This is a genomic window from Bradyrhizobium sp. CFUWI (assembly GCF_056429085.1).
This window is the reverse complement of record NZ_JBWJZE010000001.1, coordinates 722,110-741,994: the sequence shown is the minus strand read 5'-3', so window position 1 is coordinate 741,994 and position 19,885 is coordinate 722,110. Positions and strand designations below refer to the sequence as shown.

Below are 19,885 nucleotides of genomic sequence, written 5' to 3'. Positions count from 1 at the left end.
CTGCACATGCGGTGCGCTCCCTCCCCCGCTTGCGGGCGAGGGTTGGGGGAGAGGGTCTTGTGCACGCGGCGTGAATACGGCAGCGTCGCACGACAATGAGCGCATTGAATCCCTCCTCGGCTGCCCTTCGCTCCGCCCTGCTGGCGTTCGCGGCGCTCACCTGCGCGCCTGACATCGCTCCCATAGCGGCCGCCGGCGAATTGCCCGCGGTCTCCTCGCGCCAGCGCACCGAGAAGAAGAGCTTTACCGACGGCGAGATCGTCGACGGCTTCCTGAAGACGGCGTTCGGCGCCGAATATCACCTCGCCGGCCGCGTCGACCGCATCCGCAAGTTCGACGGACCGGTGCGCGTCTACGCCGAGAGCGACCGCGCCGATCGCAAGGCACAGCTGGCAAAGGTCGTGGCCGACATCGGCAAGCGCGTGCAGCATCTCGACATCGCCATGACCGACACCAACGAGGCGGCGAATGTGCGCGTGAAGCTGGTGCGCGATCGCGATCTCTACCGCACCCTCACCAGCTTCTACGGCGCCGAGAAGGCGCGCGAGATCCGCTCCTCGCTCGACCCGCAATGCCTGTCCGGCTTCCGCAAGAACGACAATTTCGAGATCGAGCATTCCGACGTCATCCTCACCGTCGACAACGGCGATTTCGTCTTTCTCGATTGCGCCTATGAGGAGCTGCTGCAATCGCTCGGGCCGATCAACGACACCACGAGCGTGCCCTGGACCATGTTCAACGACAACGTCTCGATGGGCTATTTCGATATCTACGACCAGTACATCCTCAATCTGCTGTACGATCCCCGCATCAGGGCAGGCATGACCGTCGCCGAGGTCAAGGCGGTGCTGCCCGCCGTGCTCGCCGACGTGCGCGCCTGGGTGAAGCGGGTGAATGATCTGAAGGAGTGAGGCCGGTCGTCATTGCGAGCGGAGCGAAGCAATCCAGAACCTCTCCGCGGTGGCGGTCTGGATTGCTTCGCTGCGCTCGCAATGACGGAGAAAACTGCACTGCCCTATTGCACCAGATCGGCCACGGTCGTTGCCGCCTTCAGGCCGGTGCCGGTGAGGACCGCGACCGTGGTCTCGGTCGCCTTGATGGCGCCGGCGGCTGCGAGCTTGTCCAGTGCGGCGGCCGCGCTGGCGCTGGTCGGCTCTGTGAACAGGCCCTGGCGCGCAAGGCGGCGCAGCGCGGCGACGATCTCCGCCTCGGCGAGCGCAATGGAGCCGCCGCCGCTCTCGCGCAGGGCGCCGATGATCTCGCGCAGGCGCAGCGGATGCTTGATCGCGGTGCCTTCGGCGATTGTCTTGCTCACTTCGCGAGCGACGGGCGTATCGACGCCGGCCTTGAAACTCGCATCGATCGGCGAGCAATTGAGCGGCTGCGCCGCGAACAGGCGCGGCAGTTTCGATATCTGTCCGGCTTTCTTCAGCTCGCGAAAGCCGAAGGCGCAGCCGAGCAGGCTGCTGCCGGCGCCGACGGGAACGATGACGTTGTCGGGCGCACGGAAGCCGAGGTCCTCCCAGATCTCGTAGGCGAGCGACTTGGTGCCTTCCAGAAAGAACGGCTGCCAATTGTGGCTGGCATAGAACGTCTGGCTCGACTGGCGAATGGCCTCCGCCTCGGATTCCTCGCGCGGTCCCTCGACGAGCTGCACCGCCGCGCCATAGGCGCGCACCTGCGCGATCTTGGCCGGCGAGGTCGAGGCCGGCGCGAGAATCTTCACGCGCATGCCACCGGCGGCGCCCAGTCCTGCCATCGACGAGCCGCCATTGCCGGAGGAGTCTTCGAGAATGGCCGAGACGCCGATTTGCCGGAGGAAGGACAGCATCACGGAAGAGCCGCGGTCCTTGAAGCTGCCGGTCGGGTTGAACCATTCCAGCTTGAACGACGGGCGCAGCTCGCCCCAATTCTGCTGAACCAGCGGCGTGCAGCCTTCGCCGAGCGTGATCGGATTCTTGATCTCGACCGGCAGTGCGGCCCGGTAGCGCCAGAGCGAGCGGGTGCGACCATCGATATCATCACGCGAGATGCCGGCTCCCGGCGTCACCAGCAGCGGCGTGCGCTCGTCCGAGCACCAGCGCGGCTGGTCGAGCGGGTAGAGCTGTCCGTTGCGGGGGTCGATGTAACTGGCGGGCATGGGGATCTCCGGAATAGAGCCGATCCGGTCGATATGTCCGAATATGCAGGCTTTATCCAGTCACCTGTTCGGGCCGCCGGGGCGCCGCCCGCCCCTTCAAAAATTATAGCAATTACATAGATATAGGGAGCATTCTGGCGCCGTTGGCCGATCCGGACGGGCGCGGGAACGGGTCTCGGCGGCCGCGCACGATTAACTTGTCTGTCGCTCGCCGGGGTTACAATATGTTGGATTGAGCTTGCGTCGCCGGCTGTTCCGAGAGCCGTGCCGCAAGCGAGCCAGGCCCGTCCGAGCGGCGGGCCGTTGGCTTTTTGGGAGCCTGGACATGAGCCGCGCGAACCGTACCGACCACATCCGCCTGACCTCCCATCCGGAGCCGGGCCGGACCTCCGCCTTTCCGATCCACTGGGGCGCCACCGAGGCGCGCGCCCGCGGGCCGGTCATCGGCACGGTGTCGCGCGCCGGCGATCGCAACGTGATCGGCAGCCATGGCGGCTCCTACGCGATGTACCGTGCGCTCGCGGTGTCCGCCGGCGCGCTCGATCCGATCCGGCGCCCCGACCTCACCAACACGTTTCCGGCCGCGACGATCGGCCCGTTCCCGCAATGGAGCGATCCCACCAAGATCGTCGCGCTCGATCCCTGGGGCCATCTCGTCGCCGAGAACTTCCGCCAGGAGATCGCCGAGGGCGCCGATATCCGCCCCAGCATCGCGGTGACGCGGGCGCGGCTGGACCTGCCGGAGATCCGCGAGGCGCTCGCCGCAAAACGGCTGCGCGCCGACGGCGAGGTCGTGCACGCCAACGGCAGCGTCTCCGTGGTGAAGATCGCGATCGATCCGGTCTGGTACCTGCCCGGCCTTGCGACGCGCTTCGGCACCAGCGAGACCGAGCTGCGCCGCACGCTGTTCGAGCAGACCGCCGGCATGTTCCCCGAGCTGGTGACGCGCCCCGACATGAAGGTGTTCCTGCCGCCGATCGGCGGCACCACCGTCTACATGTTCGGCGACGTGACGAAACTGCCGGATCATCGCACCAGGATCACCTGCCGCGTGCATGACGAGTGCAACGGCTCCGACGTGTTCGGCTCCGACATCTGCACCTGCCGGCCCTATCTGATCCACGGTATCGAGGAATCGGCGCGCGGCGCGCAGGAGGGCGGGCTCGGGCTCGTCGTCTACAACCGCAAGGAAGGCCGCGCGCTCGGCGAGGTCACCAAATTCCTGGTCTACAACGCGCGCAAGCGCCAGGAGGACGGCGACGCCGCCGCCGCCTACTTCGAACGCACCGAATGCGTCGCCGGCGTCCAGGACGCGCGCTTCCAGCAATTGATGCCGGATACGATCCATTGGCTCGGCCTCAAGCGCATCGACCGCTTCCTGTCGATGAGCGACATGAAATACGACGCGCTGACCTCGCAAGGGATCGACATCGTCGAGCGCGTGCCGATCCCGCCGGAGCTGATCCCGGCCGACGCCTATGTCGAGATCGCCGCGAAGAAGGCCGCCGGCTATTATTCGACCGACATCGCGCCGGAGAAGGACGTCGATGGCGTGGTCGGACGTTCGCTGGAAAAATACTGATCGCACGATGGCGGACGCTTTGGAACGACAGGCCCGCTCCCTGCTCAGCGCAGGAGCGGTGCGCGCGCGTGCCGGACAGATGCTCGGGCTGGGCCTTGCCGGCGGCTTGAGCCATTTCACGATCGATCTCGACCGCATGGACAATGTCGCGGAAGCCGTGCTCGCGGTGACGCGACAGGCCTATCCGACGCTGGAAATTCCGTTCCATGCGCGCTGGCGGCATTTTGTGATCGGCGGCGTCGACCGCTGGGCGCGGCTGGCGGACACGGCGCCCTGGCCCGATCGCGAGGCACGGGCGCGTGCCGAGTTCGACCTTGCGATCGTGAGCGTGCTGCTCGACGCCGGCGCCGGCGCGGCTTGGCGATATCGCGATGCGACGAACGGCGAGAACATCGGCCGCTCCGAGGGACTCGCGATTGCGAGCCTCGACATGTTCGCGGGCGGCCTCTTCTCGGACGCCGCCCGCGCGCCGTTCAGGGCTGATGCGGACGTGCTGGCAAAACTGCCGCTCGCCTCCCTCACCTCCGCCTTTCAGGTGAGCGATGCCAACCCGCTGCTGGGCCTCGAGGGACGCGTCGATCTGCTGCGGCGTCTCGGAACATTGGTGGCGGAGCGCGCCGACGTGTTCGGCCTGCGTGACACGCCACGGCCGGGCGGCCTGTTCGATCACATCGCGGCGCAGGCGAAGGGCGGCGCCATTGCCGCGCCGGCGATCCTCGCCGCGGTGCTGAACCAGCTCGGACCGATCTGGCCCTCACGGCTCGAGCTGGCGGGCGTCCCGCTCGGCGATTGCTGGCGCCATCCCGCGCTCAAGGCCGACGACGCGACGGCAGGCCTCGTGCCGCTGCACAAGCTGTCGCAATGGCTGAGCTATTCGCTGATCGAGCCGCTGCAGCGCTCCGGCTTCGACGTGACCGACATCGACGGCCTGACAGGACTGGCCGAATATCGCAATGGCGGCCTGTTCGTCGATCACGAGGTGCTGCGCCTGCGCGATGGCGCCGATGCCGAGCGCGCGCATGCGGTGGATTCGCTGCTCGTCGTGGAATGGCGCGCGCTGACGGTCGCACTGCTGGACCGGCTCGCCGAACTGGTTCGCGCAAAGCTCGGCCGCACGCCGGAGACCTTGCCGCTCGCCAGCATCCTGGAAGGCGGCACCTGGGCCGCCGGCCGCGCCATCGCCTTCGCTCGTCGCCCCGACGGCTCGCCGCCGCTCAAGGTGATCAGCGACGGCACGGTTTTCTAACCCTCTCCCCTTGTGGGAGAGGGTGGCTTCGCGAAAGCGAAGCCGGGTGAGGGGTTGTCTCCGCGGGCATATCTCTCGCTTGAGTTCGTGGAAGCAGACCCCTCATCCGGCGCTTCGCGCCACCTTCTCCCACAAGGGGAGAAGGGAAGAAGAGAGCATCCGTCATGGAAGGCGTCACGATCGTCGATCATCCGCTGGTGCAGCACAAGCTGACCCTGGTGCGGGACAAGTCCATCTCGACCAAATCGTTCAGGGAGCTGATCAAGGAGATCGGCATGCTGCTCTGCTACGAGGTGACGCGCGATCTGCCGCTCGCTGACACCGTGATCGAGACGCCGCTGGCCACGATGCATTCGGCCAAGATCGCCGGCAAGAAGCTGGTGTTCGTGCCGATGCTGCGGGCCGGCACGACCTTCGTCGACGGCATGATGGACCTGGTGCCGACCGCGCGCGTCGCCCATATCGGGCTCTACCGCGAGCCGCACAGCTTTGCCGCGGTCGAGTATTTCTTCAAATCGCCGTCCGATCTCAGCGAGCGCCTCGCCATCGTGGTGACGCCGGTGGTCGCGACCGCCAACACGGCCGTCGCCGCCATCGACCGGCTGAAGGAGCGCGGCGCCAGGGACATCCGCCTCGCCTGCCTGATCGCAGCGCCGGTCGGATTGGAACGGCTGCGCGGGCTGCATCCCGACGTGCCGATCTGGACGGCGGCGGTGGACGAGGGCCTCGACGACAACGGCTTCATCCTGCCCGGCCTTGGCGATGCCGGCGACCGCGCCTACGGAACGCGATAGGCAGGAGCCTAGACCTTCCCGCTGCCGCAAATCAGCTTCAGCGACTGCCATTCCTTGTCCGTCAGCAGCGGCGGGCCGGAGGCCGGGCGATCTTCCCTGGTCATGCGGGCGAGGCGGTCCTCGGTCAGCGGGTGGCTGGCGAGGATGGTCGTGAGCGTCGAGCCGCCTTCCTTGCCGGTGATGCGGAACATCAATTCGGCGGCAGGCTTCGGCGAGCGGCCGAGCTTGTGCATGATCTCGATCGCGAACGTATCGGCGGCGGTCTCCGCCTCGCGCGAATAGGAGGCTTCGACCAGGCTGCGCGAGGCGAAGATCACCGCGGACGAGCCGGTGACGTCGCCGAACAAGAGGCCGATCAGGAACGAGGTGCCGCCGTTGTAGATCAGCCCGCGCATGTTGTCGTAATGCTTGAGGTGACCGAGCTCGTGCGCGAGGATGCCGGCGAGCTCGTCGGGGCTTTCGGCCTTGTCGAGCAGCCCCTTGAGCAGGTAGACCTTGCCGCCCGGCAGCGCGAACGCGTTCGGCACCGAGCTCGGCAGCACGCCCGCGGTCATGGAATCGTCGTCGAGACCGGCGGCATCGCGCAGGCGGTTGACGAGCTTGGTGAAGGCGGCCTTGCCTGCGGGGTCTTCACAGACGCTGCGGCCGAAGATGGTCTTCACTTGCACTTCGGCGGCGTCGCCGATGCGCCGTTCGACGGGTTTCGGCACCAGCGGCGCCAGACGGTCGGCGGCGAGCGGCACGCCGAACAGAACGACGCAGACGATGGAGACGGCGGCCGCCACCGACCAGCCGACGATTTTTGCCATGCCGCGGCGCGAGGTCCTGTGCTCGTCGAGCCGCATGCAACGGACTGTCACGTCCGCGGCAAGCGCCGCGTCGCGAATTTCCAGCCGCGCCAATGGCGGCGCGGCGGTGCACGAAAGGCGCAGGATGCCGGGCGGGCTGTCGGCACGGCGGATGTCGCCGTAAGCCCAGCGAACCGGCGCCCCGCCCTCCTCGGCGATCTCGAGCGCATCACCGAGCGCCAATGTCACCTGCCGCCTGCGGCTCGACGTTCCGTCGAAGAAGATGGTCGGCTTCGCCGACTGCGCCGGCGCTTCGGCAAATGTTTCACTCACAGCCTAGAATCCCGCGACATCGAGCCCGTCGGCAAAACCTTCGCCGAGCGCGCTGGCGAGCTGGCCGCTGCCGCGCACATCCGCCGCGGCGGCGATGTCGTGCACCTCGACGGTCTCCAGCACCTTGGCCCAGAGATCGCGCTGGAGATAGACCCGCATCACGATGTTGATCGCGAGCGCCAGGGCGAAATAGCCGATCACCATCATCACCACCATCGGGATGCTCTTGACGGCGTTGTCACCGGCGAAGATCTCCTCGGCCGAAACGCCGCTCAGCTGAACCAGCAGCAAGGAGCCGCCGCCCATGTAGACAGCGAAGGCGACCGTGAGCAGCATCCACCAGCCGACCACCTTCCAGTACAGGCCGTAGAAGGCATCATGAGGCAGGTTCGAGGACAGGCTGACGCCGCCGATGCGGATGCCGTCGAGCCACCAGCGCCATTCGCGCGCCTTGAATTCGGCATAGACGAACGGCGCGAGCGGGAAGACGAATAGCGCGATCGGGCTGAGCAGCCACAGCCACCAGGCGCGCTTGAAGAAGGTCCAGCCGTCACCCTCGAAATCGCCGGTGAGATCGCCGTAATGGCTGTGCTGCATCTTGTAGCGTTCGAGCGCGGCCGCGCGCCACGGCAGCGCCAGGCCGAGCGTCAGCAACACCAACAGGCCCCAGGCCATGGCGCGGAACGAATAGGCCCAGCCGGAGCCGTCCATCCAGAACCGCACGCCGCGCCAGACCGTGCGCGTCAGCCGATAGCGTCGCGCGCGAAAGATCGCGAACTGGCCGAAGGCGTAGAAGCCGATGAACAGCGGCGTCGAGGCAAAGCCCTGCCAGCGCTCGAACTCGATGCCGATCAGGAAGTAGGCGAGGTAGATCGGCACCAGGATCGCGAGCGCGAACAGGAAGCCGACCAGGAGCTCCTTGGCCCGCCCGGTATATTCGGCGGCATCGCCGTCGATTGCCGTGTGCGCCCAAAGATGACGGCGAATGTCGGTGACGAGCCAGAACCGGTAGAAGCCGAAGGTGACGAGCTCCAGCATGGCCCCCTTGGTGACCATTTTTCGGAATTCGGAGCGGTTGCCGGAAAACTCGACGCGCGTCGGCGGCAGCGGCGGCGGAATGGGCTCAGAGCCGATCGGGGTCCATTGCATGTCGTTCACGGCGGCAACCTCGGGATGTCGGTCTGTTGCAATCAAACTATAGATCCGAGATTGGTCGATCCCCAACACGGCCGGGTTCGATTTAGCTCGATTCCAGTCGATTCTTGCATGATTTCACGACAAACGGTGTGCGGCGGATCACGCTGCAGCTTCGTAGTCCAATCCTGTAGCCCGGGTGAGCGGAGCGATACCCGGGGACGCCGCGAGCAAGGTCCCGGATGTCGCTTCGCTCATCCGGGCTACGCATTCCCCTCTCGCAAGGGTTGGATGTGGCAAAACTCTCCCTTGCCCCGGCGCAGACAACCGGCTGTAATTGCAAATCAAATACCGCAGCGCAGAATTCAACGAGAACGCGCGGTTCGTGCCAGGGAGAACGGTCATGCATGGGACCATCGAGAGCGCGGCCAAGCTCGACACGCTTCGCGAGCGCGCCAAGTCATTGCCGCTGGAGCAATTCGATCCGGGTGATCCCGAACTGTTCAGGACCGATACGTTCTGGCCCTATTTCGATCGCCTGCGCCGGGAAGACCCCGTGCATTATTGCAAGGACTCGATGTTCGGGCCGTACTGGTCGATAACCCGCTACAACGACATCATGGAGATCGAGACCAACCATGCGGTGTTCTCCTCGGCCTCCGCGCTCGGCGGCATCACCATCCGTGACATCGATCCGGACCTGCGCCGCGAGAGCTTCATCTCGATGGATCCGCCGCGCCACGCCGCCCAGCGCAAGACCGTGGCGCCGATGTTCACGCCGACGCACCTGGACAACCTTGCACTCAATATCCGCAAGCGCTCGGCCGAGTGCCTGGATAATCTGCCCCGCGGCGAGGTGTTCGACTGGGTCGACCGTGTCTCGATCGAGCTGACGACGCAAATGCTGGCGGTGCTGTTCGACTTCCCCTGGGAGGACCGCCGCAAGCTGACGCGCTGGTCCGACGTCGCCACCACGATTCCCGGGCCTGATGGCCTCGTCGCCACCGACGAGGAACGTCTGGCCGAGCTCGGGGAATGCGCGGCCTACTTCTCGCGCCTCTGGAAGGAACGCGCCGAGCAGCCGCCGAAGAGCGACCTGCTCTCGATGATGGCGCATGGCGCCGCGACGCGCGACATGGACGCAAAGAACTTCCTGGGCAATCTCATCCTTCTGATCGTCGGCGGCAACGATACCACCCGCAACACCATGTCCGGCTCGCTTCTCGCGCTGAGCCAGTATCCGGAGCAATATCGCAAGCTGCGCGAGAATCCCGCGCTGCTCGACAGTTTCGTTCCGGAGGTGATCCGCTGGCAGACGCCGCTCGCGCATATGCGCCGCACCGCGCTCTCCGACTTCGAGTTCCGCGGCAAGCAGATCAAGAAAGGTGACAAGGTCGTGATGTGGTACGTCTCGGGCAACCGCGACGCGGAGGTGATCGAAAGGCCCTATGATTTCATCATCGACCGCGCCCGACCGCGCACGCATCTGTCCTTCGGCTTCGGCATTCACCGCTGCGTGGGCCTCAGGCTTGCCGAACTCCAGCTCAAGATTATCTGGGAAGAGATCCTGAGGCGGTTCGACCATATCGACGTGGTTGGCGAGCCCAAGCGGGTCTATTCGAGCTTTGTTAAGGGTTTGGAAGAGCTGCCGGTGAAGATTGCGGCTTAGGACATCTCCCTCTCCCCGTTCTTACGGGGAGAGGGTCGGGGTGAGGGGCTCTCTCCGCACACACGCTGAGAGACGGATTCGCGGAGAGTCCCCCTCATCCGGATTGCATCTTCGATGCAATCCGGCCTCTCCCCGCAAGCGAGGAGAGGCGAAGGAAGAGAAACATTGGAGCCACGACGATGAACATCCAAGCGCCGGTTAAGGTGGACAAGGCCGAACGCATGCGCAAGGCCCGCGAGGAGGCCTATGCGACGCCGCTGTCGCAATTCCACCCCGGCGCGCCCCGGCTGTTCCAGGACGACACGCTGTGGCCCTGGTTCGAGCGGCTGCGCAAGGAAGAGCCGGTGCATTACTGCACCAACGCGCCGATCGAGCCGTACTGGTCGGTGGTGAAGTACAACGACATCATGCATGTCGACACCAATCACGGCATCTTCTCCTCGGACTCGACGCTCGGCGGCATCTCGATCCGCGACGTGCCGGAGGGCTACGACTATCCGAGCTTCATCGCGATGGACCAGCCCCGGCATTCGGCACAGCGCAAGACGGTGTCGCCGATGTTCACGCCAACGCATCTGGACGAGCTGGCGAAGCTGATCCGCCAGCGCTCGCAGACCGTGCTGGACAACCTGCCGCGCAACGAGACCTTCAACTTCGTCGAGCACGTCTCGATCGAGCTGACGACGCAGATGCTCGCGACGCTGTTCGACTTCCCCTGGGAGGAGCGGCGCAAGCTGACGCGCTGGTCGGACGTTTCGACCGCGCTGCCCAAGAGCGGCATCGTGGCTAGCGCCGAAGAGCGCCGCCGCGAGATGGACGAATGCTATGCCTACATGTCCAGGCTCTGGAACGAGCGCGTCAACTCGGCACCCCGCAACGATCTGCTGTCGCTGATGGCCCATAACGACGCCACGCGCCACATGGACCCCGACAATCTCATGGGCAACATCATCCTGCTCATCGTCGGCGGCAACGACACCACGCGCAACACCATGACCGGCTCGGTGCTGGCACTGAACGAGAACCCGGAGCAGTACGACAAACTCCGCGCCAATCCGGAGCTGATCGACTCCATGGTGCCGGAAGTGATCCGCTGGCAGACGCCGCTGGCGCATATGCGTCGCACCGCGCTTGCCGATACCGAGATCGGCGGCAAGCACATACGCAAGGGCGACCGCGTCGTGATGTGGTACGTCTCGGGCAACCGCGACGACGAGATGTTCGACCAGCCGAACGAGTTCATCATCGACCGCCCGCGCCCGCGCACCCACCTCTCCTTCGGCTTCGGCATCCACCGCTGCGTCGGCATGCGGCTCGCCGAACTGCAGCTCAAGATCGTCTGGGAGGAGATGCTGAAGCGCTTCGACCGCATCGAGGTGGTCGGCGAGCCCAAGCGGATCTATTCGAGCTTCATCAAGGGGTATGAGACGCTGCCGGTGCGGATTCCGGGCTGAGCTCTCTCCGCCGTCATTGCGAGGAGCGAAGCGACGAAGCAATCCAGACCGTCGCCGCGGAAAGATTCCTGGATTGCTTCGCTGCGCTCGCAATGACGAGGTCTTGGATACATAGGCGCGCCACATTCCGGACAGCGAACGCTGCGGCGCGCTGAACCGCTCCCCCTCACCCTGAGGAGCCTGCGAAGCGGGCGTCTCGAAGGGCGAGGCCACCAGCCGGGCCTTCATCCTTCGAGACGCGCGAAGACGCGCTCCTCAGGATGAGGATCAGGCATTGAAGCCCAGCTATAAAATTTCGGCATGACAGCTCGCGCCAGATGCGAAGGCAAGTCGGCGCCTGACTGTTCTACGACATCGGCACATCTAGCTCAATTTGATGTCCCACACGCCGTCCTTGCGGCAGGCGGCGACTTCCTCGCGCAGGAGAGCTGTGACCGCCAGCGAGGCCGTCGAGACCGGCCGATCGATCGGAGAAGCGAAAATGAGCTCGCGCGTCATCGGCTTCGACACGGACGTGGTTTCCAGCCGCCCCTCCGCGACCTCGCCATGGACCGACGAGGGCGGCAGCAGCGCGAAGCCGAGCCCCTCCTCGACCAGGCTGGTGAGCACGCGGAAGGAATCCGCCTCGAGCTGGACGTTGAGCTTGATCTTGCGCTGGGCGGCCGCGTGCTCGATCAGCGCGCGGAGGCCGTGGGAATGAGAGGGCAGCACCAGCCGCTGCCGCAGCAGCCAGCCGATGTCGACGCTCTTCTTGCGCGAAAGGCCGCAGCCGCGCGGCCCGACCGCGACGATGTTGTCGCGCCCCAGGCTCTGCACGTTGAGATGCAGATCGGCGGAGCGGCCGTAGAGGATGGCGAGATCCATCTCGCCGCGATGCAGCCATTCGACCAGATGGCCGCTGTAGCTCTCGACGATGCGCAGCGAGATGCCGGGAAACTTCTCGACGCAGCGCCGCGCAAAGCGCGCCGACAGCACGCAGCTGACGGTCGGAACGAGGCCGAGCACGACTTGGCCCGAAGGCGGCCCTTGGGACGACTGGATGTCGTCGCGGATCTGGTCGATCTGCCGCACGATGCCGGAGGTGCGCGCCAGCAGCAGCCGGCCGGCTTCGGTCAGCACCATGCCCCGGCCGTTGCGGGTGAAGAGTTCAGTGCGCAGCTCGTGTTCCAGCAGCTTGATCTGCCTGGAGAGCGCTGGCTGCGCCACGCGCAACGTGTCGGACGCCTTGGAGAGGCTGCCGAGCTCCGCCACGCAACTGAAGGTCCTGAGCTGCCGGAAATCCATGCTTGCCAATCCTGGAAGGCTGCTTCATACGCTATAACAAATGAGCATAGGGGGCTGGCGTTGTTTTCACAACGCCAAGGGATTGCCGGCGTTATCTTAACTGCCGCTAGGAACGGGAAACGCCATGAGCGAAGAACACCACACCGAAGATTACGCCGACATCCGCGAAGCCGTCGCAAAGCTCTGCGCGCAGTTTCCCGGCGAATATTGGCGCAAGCTCGATCGCGAGATGGCCTATCCGAAGGCCTTCGTTGACGCGTTGACCGAGGCCGGCTATCTCTCGGTGCTGATCCCCGAGGAATATGGCGGCGCGGGCCTGAAGCTGTCGGCCGCGGCGGCGATCCTGGAAGAGATCCAGCGTGCGGGCTGCAACGGCGGCGGCTGTCATGCCCAGATGTACACGATGGGCACCGTGCTGCGCCACGGCAATGCCGAGCAGAAGGCGAAGTACCTGCCGAAGATCGCGAGCGGCGAGTTGCGCCTGCAGGCCTTCGGCGTCACCGAGCCGACCAGCGGCACCGATACCTCCTCGCTGAAGACGTTCGCGCGCAAGGACGGCAATGACAGCTACATCGTCAACGGCCAGAAGATCTGGACCAGCCGCGCCGAGCATTCCGACCTGATGGTGCTGCTGGCGCGCACCACGCCGAAGGAGCAAGTCAAGAAGCGCACCGACGGCCTGTCGGTGTTCATTGTCGACATGCGCGAGGCCAAGAACAACGGCCTTGAGATCCGCCCGATCCGCACCATGATGAACCACGCCACCACCGAAGTGTTCTTTACCGACATGAAGGTGCCGGCTGAGAACCTGATCGGCGAGGAAGGCAAGGGTTTCCGCTACATCCTCTCCGGCATGAATGCCGAGCGCATCCTGATCGCCGCCGAATGCGTCGGCGACGCCAAATGGTTCATCGCCAAGGCGACGAACTACGCCAAGGAGCGCGCCGTGTTCGGCCGGCCGATCGGCCAAAATCAAGGCATCCAGTTCCCGATCGCCAAGGCCTATGCCTCGATGCGCGCGGCCGAGCTGATGGTGAAGGAAGCGACGCGCAAATACGAGGCCGGGCTCGACTGCGGCGCGGAGGCCAACATGGCCAAGATGCTGGCGGCCGATGCGTCCTGGGAAGCGGCGAACGCCTGCATCCAGACTCATGGCGGCTTCGGCTTTGCCGAGGAATACGACGTCGAGCGCAAGTTCCGCGAGACGCGGCTGTACCAGGTGGCGCCGATCTCGACCAACCTCGTGCTCTCCTTCGTCGCCGAGCACGTGCTCGGCATGCCGCGCTCGTACTGAGGTCCGGCCATGGGAGCACTTGACGGGATCAGGGTGATCGCGGTCGAGCAGGCGGTCGCGGCGCCGTTCTGCTCCTCGCGCCTGGCGGATGCCGGCGCGGAGGTGATCAAGATCGAGCGGCCCGAAGGCGATTTCGCCCGCGGCTATGACGCGGCGGCCAAGGGCCAGAGCAGCTATTTCGTCTGGCTCAACCGCGGCAAGCAATCGGCCGTGGTCGATCTCACGACGGCGGAAGGCCGCGCCGAGCTGGAAAAGCTGATCGCCGGCGCCGACGTGCTGATCCAGAACCTGAAGCCGGGCTCGATGGACAAGCTCGGCTTCTCCCGCGAGCGGCTCTTGAAGGACTATCCGAAGCTGATTTCGTGCACCATCACCGGCTATGGCGACGACGGCCCCTATGCGCATCGCAAGGCCTACGACTTGCTGATCCAGGCCGAGAGCGGGCTTGCCTCGATCACCGGAAACCCTGATGGCGCCTCGCGCGTCGGCATGTCGATCGTGGACGTGGCAACCGGCGCCACCGCGCATGCCGCGATCCTGGAGGCGCTGATCGCGCGCGGGCGCACCGGCAGGGGCGCCGACATCCGCATCTCCATGTTCGACGTGATGGCGGACTGGTGCACGGTGCCGCTACTCAACTCCGAGGCCGGCAATCCGCCCAAGCGCATGGGCCTGCGCCATCCCTCGATCGCGCCCTATGGCGTGTTCACCTCGAAGGACGGCAAGGACATTTTGATCTCGATCCAGAGCGAGCGCGAGTGGAAGACGCTGTGCGCCAAGGTGCTGGATCAACCCGATTTGCCCGCCGATCCGCGCGTCGCCAACATGGTCGAGCGCGTGCGCAACCGCGACTTCACCGACACGACGGTCGCGGACATCTTCGGCAAGATGACGCGCGACGAGCTGTTGAAGCGGCTATCGGACGCCGACATCGCCTTTGCCGAGGTCAACACCATGGCCGATCTCGCCAAGCATCCGCATCTGCGCCGCATCGAGGTCGACACGCCGAACGGCCGTGTCAGCTATCCCGCGCCGGCGCCGATCATCATCGGCGAGGCGCGCAGCTACGGCGCCGTGCCCGCGATCGGCGAACGTCCATCGAGGAAGTAACAAGAGCGAGGGCGTCATGACCGAGAAGCTCGACATCGATCACTTGCGGCAATGGATCGGCCGCAGCACGGAGGCGACCGACATCGTCACCGCGCAGCTCGTGATGGGCCTGCGCGCGACACTGTTCCAGGACGTCGGCGAGCCCAGGAAGGGTGACGCCGCGCCGTTCACGGTGCATTGGTGCCTGGCGCAGCCGGTGTTTCCGATGTCGATGCTCGGGCCCGACGGCCACCCGACCCGCGGCGGCTTCCTGCCGCCGGTGCCGCTGCCACGCCGGATGTGGGCCGGCGGCGAGATCGAGTTCTTGCAACCGCTGCGCGTCGGCGATGAATCGACACGGACCTCCCGTATCGCCGATGTGCAGGTGAAATCAGGCTCGACCGGCACGCTGTGCTTCGTCTCGGTCGAGCACAGCATTTCCTCGCCGCGCGGCACCGCCATCCGCGAGCGGCAGGACATCGTCTATCGCGAGATGACCGGCAGCGCGCCGACAAGCGCGAAGGCCTCGCCTCCGCCGCCGAAGGCGCAGCACCGCGAGACCCACGTCTCCGATCCCGTGCTGCTGTTCCGCTATTCCGCCCTGACCTTCAACGGCCACCGCATCCATTACGACCGCGACTACGTCACCAAGGTCGAGGGTTATCCGGGCCTGATCTTCCACGGCCCGCTGCAGGCGGCACTGATCATCGAGATGGCGGCCAAGCTTCGCGGCGGCAAGGCGCCGAAGAAGTTCAGCTATCGCGGCCTGCAGCCGCTGTTCGAGGGCAGCGAGTTCTCGGTCAATGCCAACGAGACCGCTGATGGCATGGAGCTGTGGACCGCGAATGCGGAGGGGCAGCCGACCATGAAGGGCACGGCGGTGTGGTGAGCTCCGTCCGCATCGTTGCGAACAGCGATGTAGGAAGTTAGACCCTCACCCTGAGGAGCGCGCCCTTCGCGCGCGTCTCGAAGGGCGAGGCCGCCAACCGGGCCTTCATCCTTCGAGACGCGCGAAGACGCGCTCCTCAGGATGAGGAATAAGAAGGGGACGGAAACCATGGCCAAGAACGGCAAGAGCGGCAGCAAGTCCGTCACCGTCAAGCAGGCGACGCTCGACCTGCTGCGCGCCTTCGGCATCACAAAAGTGTTCGGCAATCCCGGCTCGACCGAGCTGCCGTTCCTCTCCGACTGGCCCGATGACATCGACTACGTGCTGGCGCTGCAGGAAGCCTCCGCCGTCGGCATGGCCGACGGCTACGCGCAGGCGACGCGCAATGCCGGTTTCGTCAATCTGCATTCGGCGGCCGGCGTCGGCAATGCGCTCGGCAACATCTACACCGCGCATCGCAACCAGACGCCGCTCGTGATCACCGCAGGCCAGCAGGCGCGCTCGATCCTGCCGCTGCAGGCATTCCTCTATGCCGAGCGCGCCTCCGAATTTCCGCGTCCTTACGTCAAGTACAGCGTCGAGCCGGCGCGGCCCGAGGACGTGCCGGCCGCGATCGCGCGGGCCTATTACACCGCGATGCAGCCGCCGTGCGGGCCGACCTTCGTATCGATCCCGATCGACGACTGGACCCATGCCACCGCGCCGGTGGAAGCGCGCAAGGTCAGCCGCGAGATCGGCCCAGAGCCTGAGGCGATGAAGGCGCTGGTCGCGGCGCTCGCCAGCGCAAAGCACCCTGCCCTTGTGGTCGGCCCCGGCGTCGACCGCGCCGGCGCGGTGGACCTGATGGTGCGCGTGGCCGAAAAGGCCAAGGCGAGCGTCTGGGTCAGCCCGTTCTCCGCGCGCTGCTCCTTCCCGGAGCGGCATCCGCAATTCGCCGGCTTCCTGCACGCCTCGCCGGCGCAGCTGTCCGACGCGCTGCGCGCGCACGACCTCGTCGTCGTGATCGGCGCGCCGGTGTTCACCTTCCATGTCGAGGGCCATGCCGCGATCTTCGACGGTGGCGCGAGCATCTTCCAGATCACCGACGATGCGGACGCCGCTGCGGTGACGCCGGTCGGCACCAGCATCATCGCAACCATGAAGCCGGCGCTGAGCCTGCTGCTCGAGCTGCTGCCGGAGAGCAAGCGCGCCACACCCAAGGGCCGCACGCTGCCGCCGGCACCGCAGGCCGCCGATCCGCTGCCGGTCGAGTTCCTGCTGCATTCGCTGTCGCAGGCGATGCCGGACGGCGCCTCGCTGGTCGAGGAAGTGCCCTCTCACCGGCCGGCGATGCAAAAGTTTCTGCCGATGCCGGGCCAGGACAGTTTCTATACCATGGCGAGCGGCGGCCTCGGCTATTCGCTGCCCGCCGCCGTCGGCATGGCGCTCGGCAAGCCGAAGCAGCGCACGGTGTGCCTGATCGGCGACGGTTCGGCGATGTATTCGATCCAGGCGCTGTGGACTGCCGCGCAGCGCAAGCTGCCGCTCACTGTCGTCGTCATCAACAATTCCGGCTACGGCGCGATGCGCTCGTTCAGCCAGGTGATGCAGGTGCGCAACGTGCCCGGGCTGGAGCTGCCGGGGATCGACTTCGTCCGGCTCGCCGAAGGAATGGGCTGCCATGCGGTGCGGGTCACGAAGGCCGCGGAGCTCGGCGAGGCGCTGAAGCGCGGCATGGCCTATGCAAGCACGAGCCTGATCGAGGTCGTCGTGGATTCCGCGGTGCCGGTGCTGTACGGGCAGAAGCATTGAGCCTGTCGTAGCCCGGATGAGCGAAGTGATATCCGGGGGGCTGCACCAAAGGTCCCGGATGTCGCTTCGCTCATCCGGGCTACGCCACTACGACGCCAGAAATCCGCCGTCCGCCGCCAGCACGTGCCCGACCACATAGGATGACGCGTCGGACGACAGCCAGACCACGGCCTCCGCCACCTCCTCCGGGGTCCCCATCCGCCGCAGCGGCAGGCCGGCGCTCACCGTCGCGACGTCGCCGACACCGGCGCGCAGCATCATGTCGGTGACGACACGACCCGGCGCGATCGCGTTGATGCGGATGCCGCGCGGGGCGTTCTCCAGCGCCGCCGAGCGCGTCAGCGAAATCGCGGCGGCCTTCGAGGCCGAATAGAGCGAGAAGCCGGGATTGGGATTGCGCACGCCGCTGACGGAGGCGTTGACCACGATGCTGCCGCGCCCCTGCGCCAGCATGACAGGCAATTGATGGCGCAGGCACAGGAACAGCGCCCGGACATTGGTGTCGAACACGCTGTCGTAGATCTCGGTGCCCTGCTCCTCCAGCGGCGCCCGCCGTTCCTGGAAGCCGGCGTTGTTGAAGGCGACGTCGAGCCGGCCACAGCGTTCGACGGCCGTGCGGACCAACCGCTCGACCTCGGCCTCGCGCGTGATGTCGGTCTGGAGCGCAATCGCCGCCGTGCCGAGCTCGCGGCATGACGCGGCGGTCGCCTCGATCTCGGCCTCGCGGCGGCCCGCGACCAGGATCGCTTCGGCACCCTCGGATGCCATCCGCAGCGCGGTGGCGCGACCGATGCCGCTGCCGCCGCCGGTGATCAGGCAGACCTTGCCCGTCATTCGCATCGTCGGCAAAGCTCCGCTCATGGTCGACTCCAAGACGCTTGCGCGCGCCGTTGCGCCCATATAGTTGTATGGTACAACTATATGCCGGGAGTCAAGGATGGCCGAGCTTTCGCTGATCGACGACATCCGCGCCGCCTCGCGCCTGATGGTGCGCGAGCTCGGCTTCATGGATGCGACGGTGGCGGCATCGGACTATCCGCCGTCCGCCGTCCACACCATCCTGGAGATCGGGATCCGCGGGCCCATGACCTCCGGCGAGCTCGGCGATTTCCTGCGTCTGGAGAAATCCAGCATCAGCCGCCTGGTGCGCAAGCTGATCGATTGCGGCGAGCTGCGCGAGACGCCGGACGAGCTCGACGCCCGCAGCAAGCTATTGTCGCTCACGGCGAAGGGCCGGCGCACGCTGGAGGCGCTGCATGCGTTCGGGCGGCAGCAGGTGCGTGGTGCGCTGGCGGCGCTGACGGAAGCCGAGCAACGCAAGGTGCGCGAGGGCATGATGCTCTACGCGCGGGCGCTGCGGCAGAGCCGGGTGGAGGATGAGATGGCGCCGGTGGTGTGACCTCAACCTCGGTGTCATCGCCCGCGAAGGCGGGCGATCCAGTACTCCGAGGCGGTTGTGATTGAGTCGAGAGGCCGCGGCGTACTGGATGCCCCGCCTTCGCGGGGCATGACAGCGTCAATCGGGGCGACAGCCTCCGCCCTACTTCCCGAACTCTTCCCGCATCCTGGCCTGGATCTTGGCCATGCCGCCGATCCAGCGGTCGTAGTTTTCGGTCTTCTTGCGCATGTAGCCGAGCACCTGGGGATGCGGCAGGATCAGGAACGTCTCCTGCTCAAGGCCGGCGAGCACGTCTTTCGCCACCTGCTCGGGCGTGAGGTCGCCGTCGCCGGATTGCGGGCCCTTCGGGATCGAGCGCAGCATGTTGGTGTCGACGCCCTGCGGGCAGAGGATCGAGACCTTGATGTTGTGGGCCTTGTGCGAGATCGCGAGATTCTCGGCAAAGCCCACCGCGGCGTGCTTGGTCGTCGAATAGGCCGGGCTGCCGACCTGCGACAGCAGACCCGCGGCCGAGACGGTGTTGAGGAAATAGCCGCCGCCGCGCGCCTTCATGCGCGGGACGAGATGCCGCGCCGCGTAGACATGGGCCATGACGTGGATCGCCCAGCTGCGCTGCCACGGCTCGTCGGAGGCGCCGCCGGCATTTTCCGACATCGGATCGAAGCCGCCGCCGATGCCGGCATTGGAGCAGAACAGGTCGATAGGACCGAACTGCCGTTCGGTCTCCTCGATAACATGCGCAATGTCTTTCTCCTGCGCGACGTCGCATTTGAAGGCCGCGCCATTCACCATGGCGGCGACCGCCCTGGCATTGGCAGCATCCATATCCGCGACGACGACCTTGGCCGCGCCCGCATTGTCAAACGCCTCGCACAGCGCCTTGCCGATGCCGTTTGCGCCGCCCGTGACGACCACCACCTTGCCGGTCACCTGCATGCGACGTCTCCTCTTGTCTCATACCGCTTTACACCGCGCTGCTTATTCCGCGGCGCGGAGCTT

At 66.1% G+C, this 19,885-nt stretch carries 17 protein-coding genes; 11 read left to right on the top strand and 6 right to left on the bottom strand.

All coding sequences use genetic code 11. The annotated features are described in order from the left end of the window. The first annotated feature begins 95 nt into the window (after nt 1-95). Nucleotides 96-911: a DUF2927 domain-containing protein gene (locus tag AC066S_RS03540; RefSeq protein ID WP_478268930.1), complete on the top strand. Its 816-nt coding sequence runs from the start codon at nt 96-98 to the stop codon at nt 909-911. Between the two features lie 104 nt (nt 912-1,015). Here AC066S_RS03540 and AC066S_RS03535 read toward each other — a convergent pair whose 3' ends face one another. Next, a complete protein-coding gene (locus AC066S_RS03535) occupies nt 1,016-2,140 on the bottom strand; it encodes a threonine synthase (protein ID WP_478268929.1) in 1,125 nt (374 codons plus the stop codon). Nucleotides 2,141-2,465: 325 nt separating this feature from the next. Here AC066S_RS03535 and AC066S_RS03530 point away from each other — a divergent pair, with 325 nt between their 5' ends. From AC066S_RS03530 to upp, 3 genes are all read left to right on the top strand, one after another. Further along, nucleotides 2,466-3,722: a GTP cyclohydrolase II gene (locus AC066S_RS03530; protein ID WP_126259227.1), complete on the top strand. Its 1,257-nt coding sequence runs from the start codon at nt 2,466-2,468 to the stop codon at nt 3,720-3,722. Between the two features lie 7 nt (nt 3,723-3,729). Continuing rightward, the gene (locus tag AC066S_RS03525) at nt 3,730-4,968 is read left to right on the top strand and encodes a URC4/urg3 family protein (protein WP_126259226.1); all 1,239 of its coding nucleotides are present in this window, start codon (nt 3,730-3,732) and stop codon (nt 4,966-4,968) included. Nucleotides 4,969-5,132: 164 nt separating this feature from the next. Beyond that, nucleotides 5,133-5,762, top strand: a complete 630-nt coding sequence (gene upp / locus AC066S_RS03520) for a uracil phosphoribosyltransferase (protein ID WP_135165022.1) — start codon at nt 5,133-5,135, stop codon at nt 5,760-5,762. Between the two features lie 8 nt (nt 5,763-5,770). On the opposite strand, the gene AC066S_RS03515 is transcribed toward upp, so the two are convergent. Together AC066S_RS03515 and AC066S_RS03510 are read right to left on the bottom strand one after the other, a co-directional pair. Continuing rightward, a complete protein-coding gene (locus AC066S_RS03515; protein ID WP_478268928.1) occupies nt 5,771-6,883 on the bottom strand; it encodes a M48 family metallopeptidase in 1,113 nt (370 codons plus the stop codon). A 3-nt stretch (nt 6,884-6,886) separates the two neighbouring features. After that, nucleotides 6,887-8,032, bottom strand: a complete 1,146-nt coding sequence (locus AC066S_RS03510; protein ID WP_478268947.1) for a DUF898 family protein — start codon at nt 8,030-8,032, stop codon at nt 6,887-6,889. A gap of 388 nt (nt 8,033-8,420) precedes the next feature. Between AC066S_RS03510 and AC066S_RS03505 the strand changes: the two genes are divergently transcribed. Together AC066S_RS03505 and AC066S_RS03500 are read left to right on the top strand one after the other, a co-directional pair. Continuing rightward, nucleotides 8,421-9,686 carry a cytochrome P450 gene (locus AC066S_RS03505; RefSeq protein WP_126259222.1) on the top strand — a complete coding sequence of 422 codons (1,266 nt, stop codon included), beginning with the start codon at nt 8,421-8,423 and terminating at the stop codon, nt 9,684-9,686. 179 nt (nt 9,687-9,865) lie between these two features. After that, complete coding sequence (locus tag AC066S_RS03500; protein WP_478268927.1) at nt 9,866-11,140, top strand: cytochrome P450; 1,275 nt, start codon at nt 9,866-9,868, stop codon at nt 11,138-11,140. Nucleotides 11,141-11,503: 363 nt separating this feature from the next. Here the strand turns inward: AC066S_RS03500 and AC066S_RS03495 are convergent, their stop codons facing one another. After that, nucleotides 11,504-12,424, bottom strand: a complete 921-nt coding sequence (locus AC066S_RS03495; protein ID WP_478268926.1) for a LysR substrate-binding domain-containing protein — start codon at nt 12,422-12,424, stop codon at nt 11,504-11,506. Between the two features lie 124 nt (nt 12,425-12,548). Here AC066S_RS03495 and AC066S_RS03490 point away from each other — a divergent pair, with 124 nt between their 5' ends. The 4 genes from AC066S_RS03490 to mdlC all read left to right on the top strand — a co-directional run bounded on the left by AC066S_RS03490 (nt 12,549) and on the right by mdlC (nt 17,487). Next, the gene (locus AC066S_RS03490) at nt 12,549-13,718 is read left to right on the top strand and encodes an acyl-CoA dehydrogenase family protein (RefSeq protein WP_126259219.1); all 1,170 of its coding nucleotides are present in this window, start codon (nt 12,549-12,551) and stop codon (nt 13,716-13,718) included. A 9-nt stretch (nt 13,719-13,727) separates the two neighbouring features. Continuing rightward, nucleotides 13,728-14,828 (top strand): CaiB/BaiF CoA transferase family protein, encoded by a 1,101-nt coding sequence (locus tag AC066S_RS03485; protein ID WP_478268925.1) that lies wholly within the window; start codon nt 13,728-13,730, stop codon nt 14,826-14,828. 16 nt (nt 14,829-14,844) lie between these two features. Continuing rightward, nucleotides 14,845-15,696 (top strand): HTD2 family dehydratase, encoded by an 852-nt coding sequence (locus tag AC066S_RS03480; protein ID WP_126259217.1) that lies wholly within the window; start codon nt 14,845-14,847, stop codon nt 15,694-15,696. A gap of 168 nt (nt 15,697-15,864) precedes the next feature. Further along, entirely contained in the window at nt 15,865-17,487 is a 1,623-nt protein-coding gene (mdlC, locus tag AC066S_RS03475; protein WP_478268924.1) for a benzoylformate decarboxylase, read from the top strand. 87 nt (nt 17,488-17,574) lie between these two features. Here the strand turns inward: mdlC and AC066S_RS03470 are convergent, their stop codons facing one another. Continuing rightward, nucleotides 17,575-18,348 (bottom strand): SDR family NAD(P)-dependent oxidoreductase, encoded by a 774-nt coding sequence (locus AC066S_RS03470; RefSeq protein ID WP_478268923.1) that lies wholly within the window; start codon nt 18,346-18,348, stop codon nt 17,575-17,577. 76 nt (nt 18,349-18,424) lie between these two features. Between AC066S_RS03470 and AC066S_RS03465 the strand changes: the two genes are divergently transcribed. After that, on the top strand, nt 18,425-18,886 hold the full coding sequence (locus AC066S_RS03465) for a MarR family winged helix-turn-helix transcriptional regulator (RefSeq protein WP_478268922.1): 462 nt from the start codon (nt 18,425-18,427) through the stop codon (nt 18,884-18,886). 141 nt (nt 18,887-19,027) lie between these two features. Here the strand turns inward: AC066S_RS03465 and AC066S_RS03460 are convergent, their stop codons facing one another. After that, nucleotides 19,028-19,822, bottom strand: coding sequence for an SDR family oxidoreductase (locus AC066S_RS03460; protein WP_478268921.1), 795 nt, complete (start codon nt 19,820-19,822; stop codon nt 19,028-19,030). Nucleotides 19,823-19,885 lie beyond the last annotated feature (63 nt).

Bases quoted from the DNA above. Each gene is read 5' to 3' on its own strand.
- AC066S_RS03540 (WP_478268930.1), top strand. From the start codon at position 96: ATGAGCGCATTGAATCCCTCCTCGGCTGCCCTTCGCTCCGCCCTGCTG.
- AC066S_RS03535 (WP_478268929.1), bottom strand. From the start codon at position 2,140: ATGCCCGCCAGTTACATCGACCCCCGCAACGGACAGCTCTACCCGCTC.
- AC066S_RS03530 (WP_126259227.1), top strand. From the start codon at position 2,466: ATGAGCCGCGCGAACCGTACCGACCACATCCGCCTGACCTCCCATCCG.
- AC066S_RS03525 (WP_126259226.1), top strand. From the start codon at position 3,730: ATGGCGGACGCTTTGGAACGACAGGCCCGCTCCCTGCTCAGCGCAGGA.
- upp (WP_135165022.1), top strand. From the start codon at position 5,133: ATGGAAGGCGTCACGATCGTCGATCATCCGCTGGTGCAGCACAAGCTG.
- AC066S_RS03510 (WP_478268947.1), bottom strand. From the start codon at position 8,032: ATGCAATGGACCCCGATCGGCTCTGAGCCCATTCCGCCGCCGCTGCCG.
- AC066S_RS03505 (WP_126259222.1), top strand. From the start codon at position 8,421: ATGCATGGGACCATCGAGAGCGCGGCCAAGCTCGACACGCTTCGCGAG.
- AC066S_RS03500 (WP_478268927.1), top strand. From the start codon at position 9,866: ATGAACATCCAAGCGCCGGTTAAGGTGGACAAGGCCGAACGCATGCGC.
- AC066S_RS03495 (WP_478268926.1), bottom strand. From the start codon at position 12,424: ATGGATTTCCGGCAGCTCAGGACCTTCAGTTGCGTGGCGGAGCTCGGC.
- AC066S_RS03490 (WP_126259219.1), top strand. From the start codon at position 12,549: ATGAGCGAAGAACACCACACCGAAGATTACGCCGACATCCGCGAAGCC.
- AC066S_RS03485 (WP_478268925.1), top strand. From the start codon at position 13,728: ATGGGAGCACTTGACGGGATCAGGGTGATCGCGGTCGAGCAGGCGGTC.
- AC066S_RS03480 (WP_126259217.1), top strand. From the start codon at position 14,845: ATGACCGAGAAGCTCGACATCGATCACTTGCGGCAATGGATCGGCCGC.
- mdlC (WP_478268924.1), top strand. From the start codon at position 15,865: ATGGCCAAGAACGGCAAGAGCGGCAGCAAGTCCGTCACCGTCAAGCAG.
- AC066S_RS03470 (WP_478268923.1), bottom strand. From the start codon at position 18,348: ATGAGCGGAGCTTTGCCGACGATGCGAATGACGGGCAAGGTCTGCCTG.
- AC066S_RS03465 (WP_478268922.1), top strand. From the start codon at position 18,425: ATGGCCGAGCTTTCGCTGATCGACGACATCCGCGCCGCCTCGCGCCTG.
- AC066S_RS03460 (WP_478268921.1), bottom strand. From the start codon at position 19,822: ATGCAGGTGACCGGCAAGGTGGTGGTCGTCACGGGCGGCGCAAACGGC.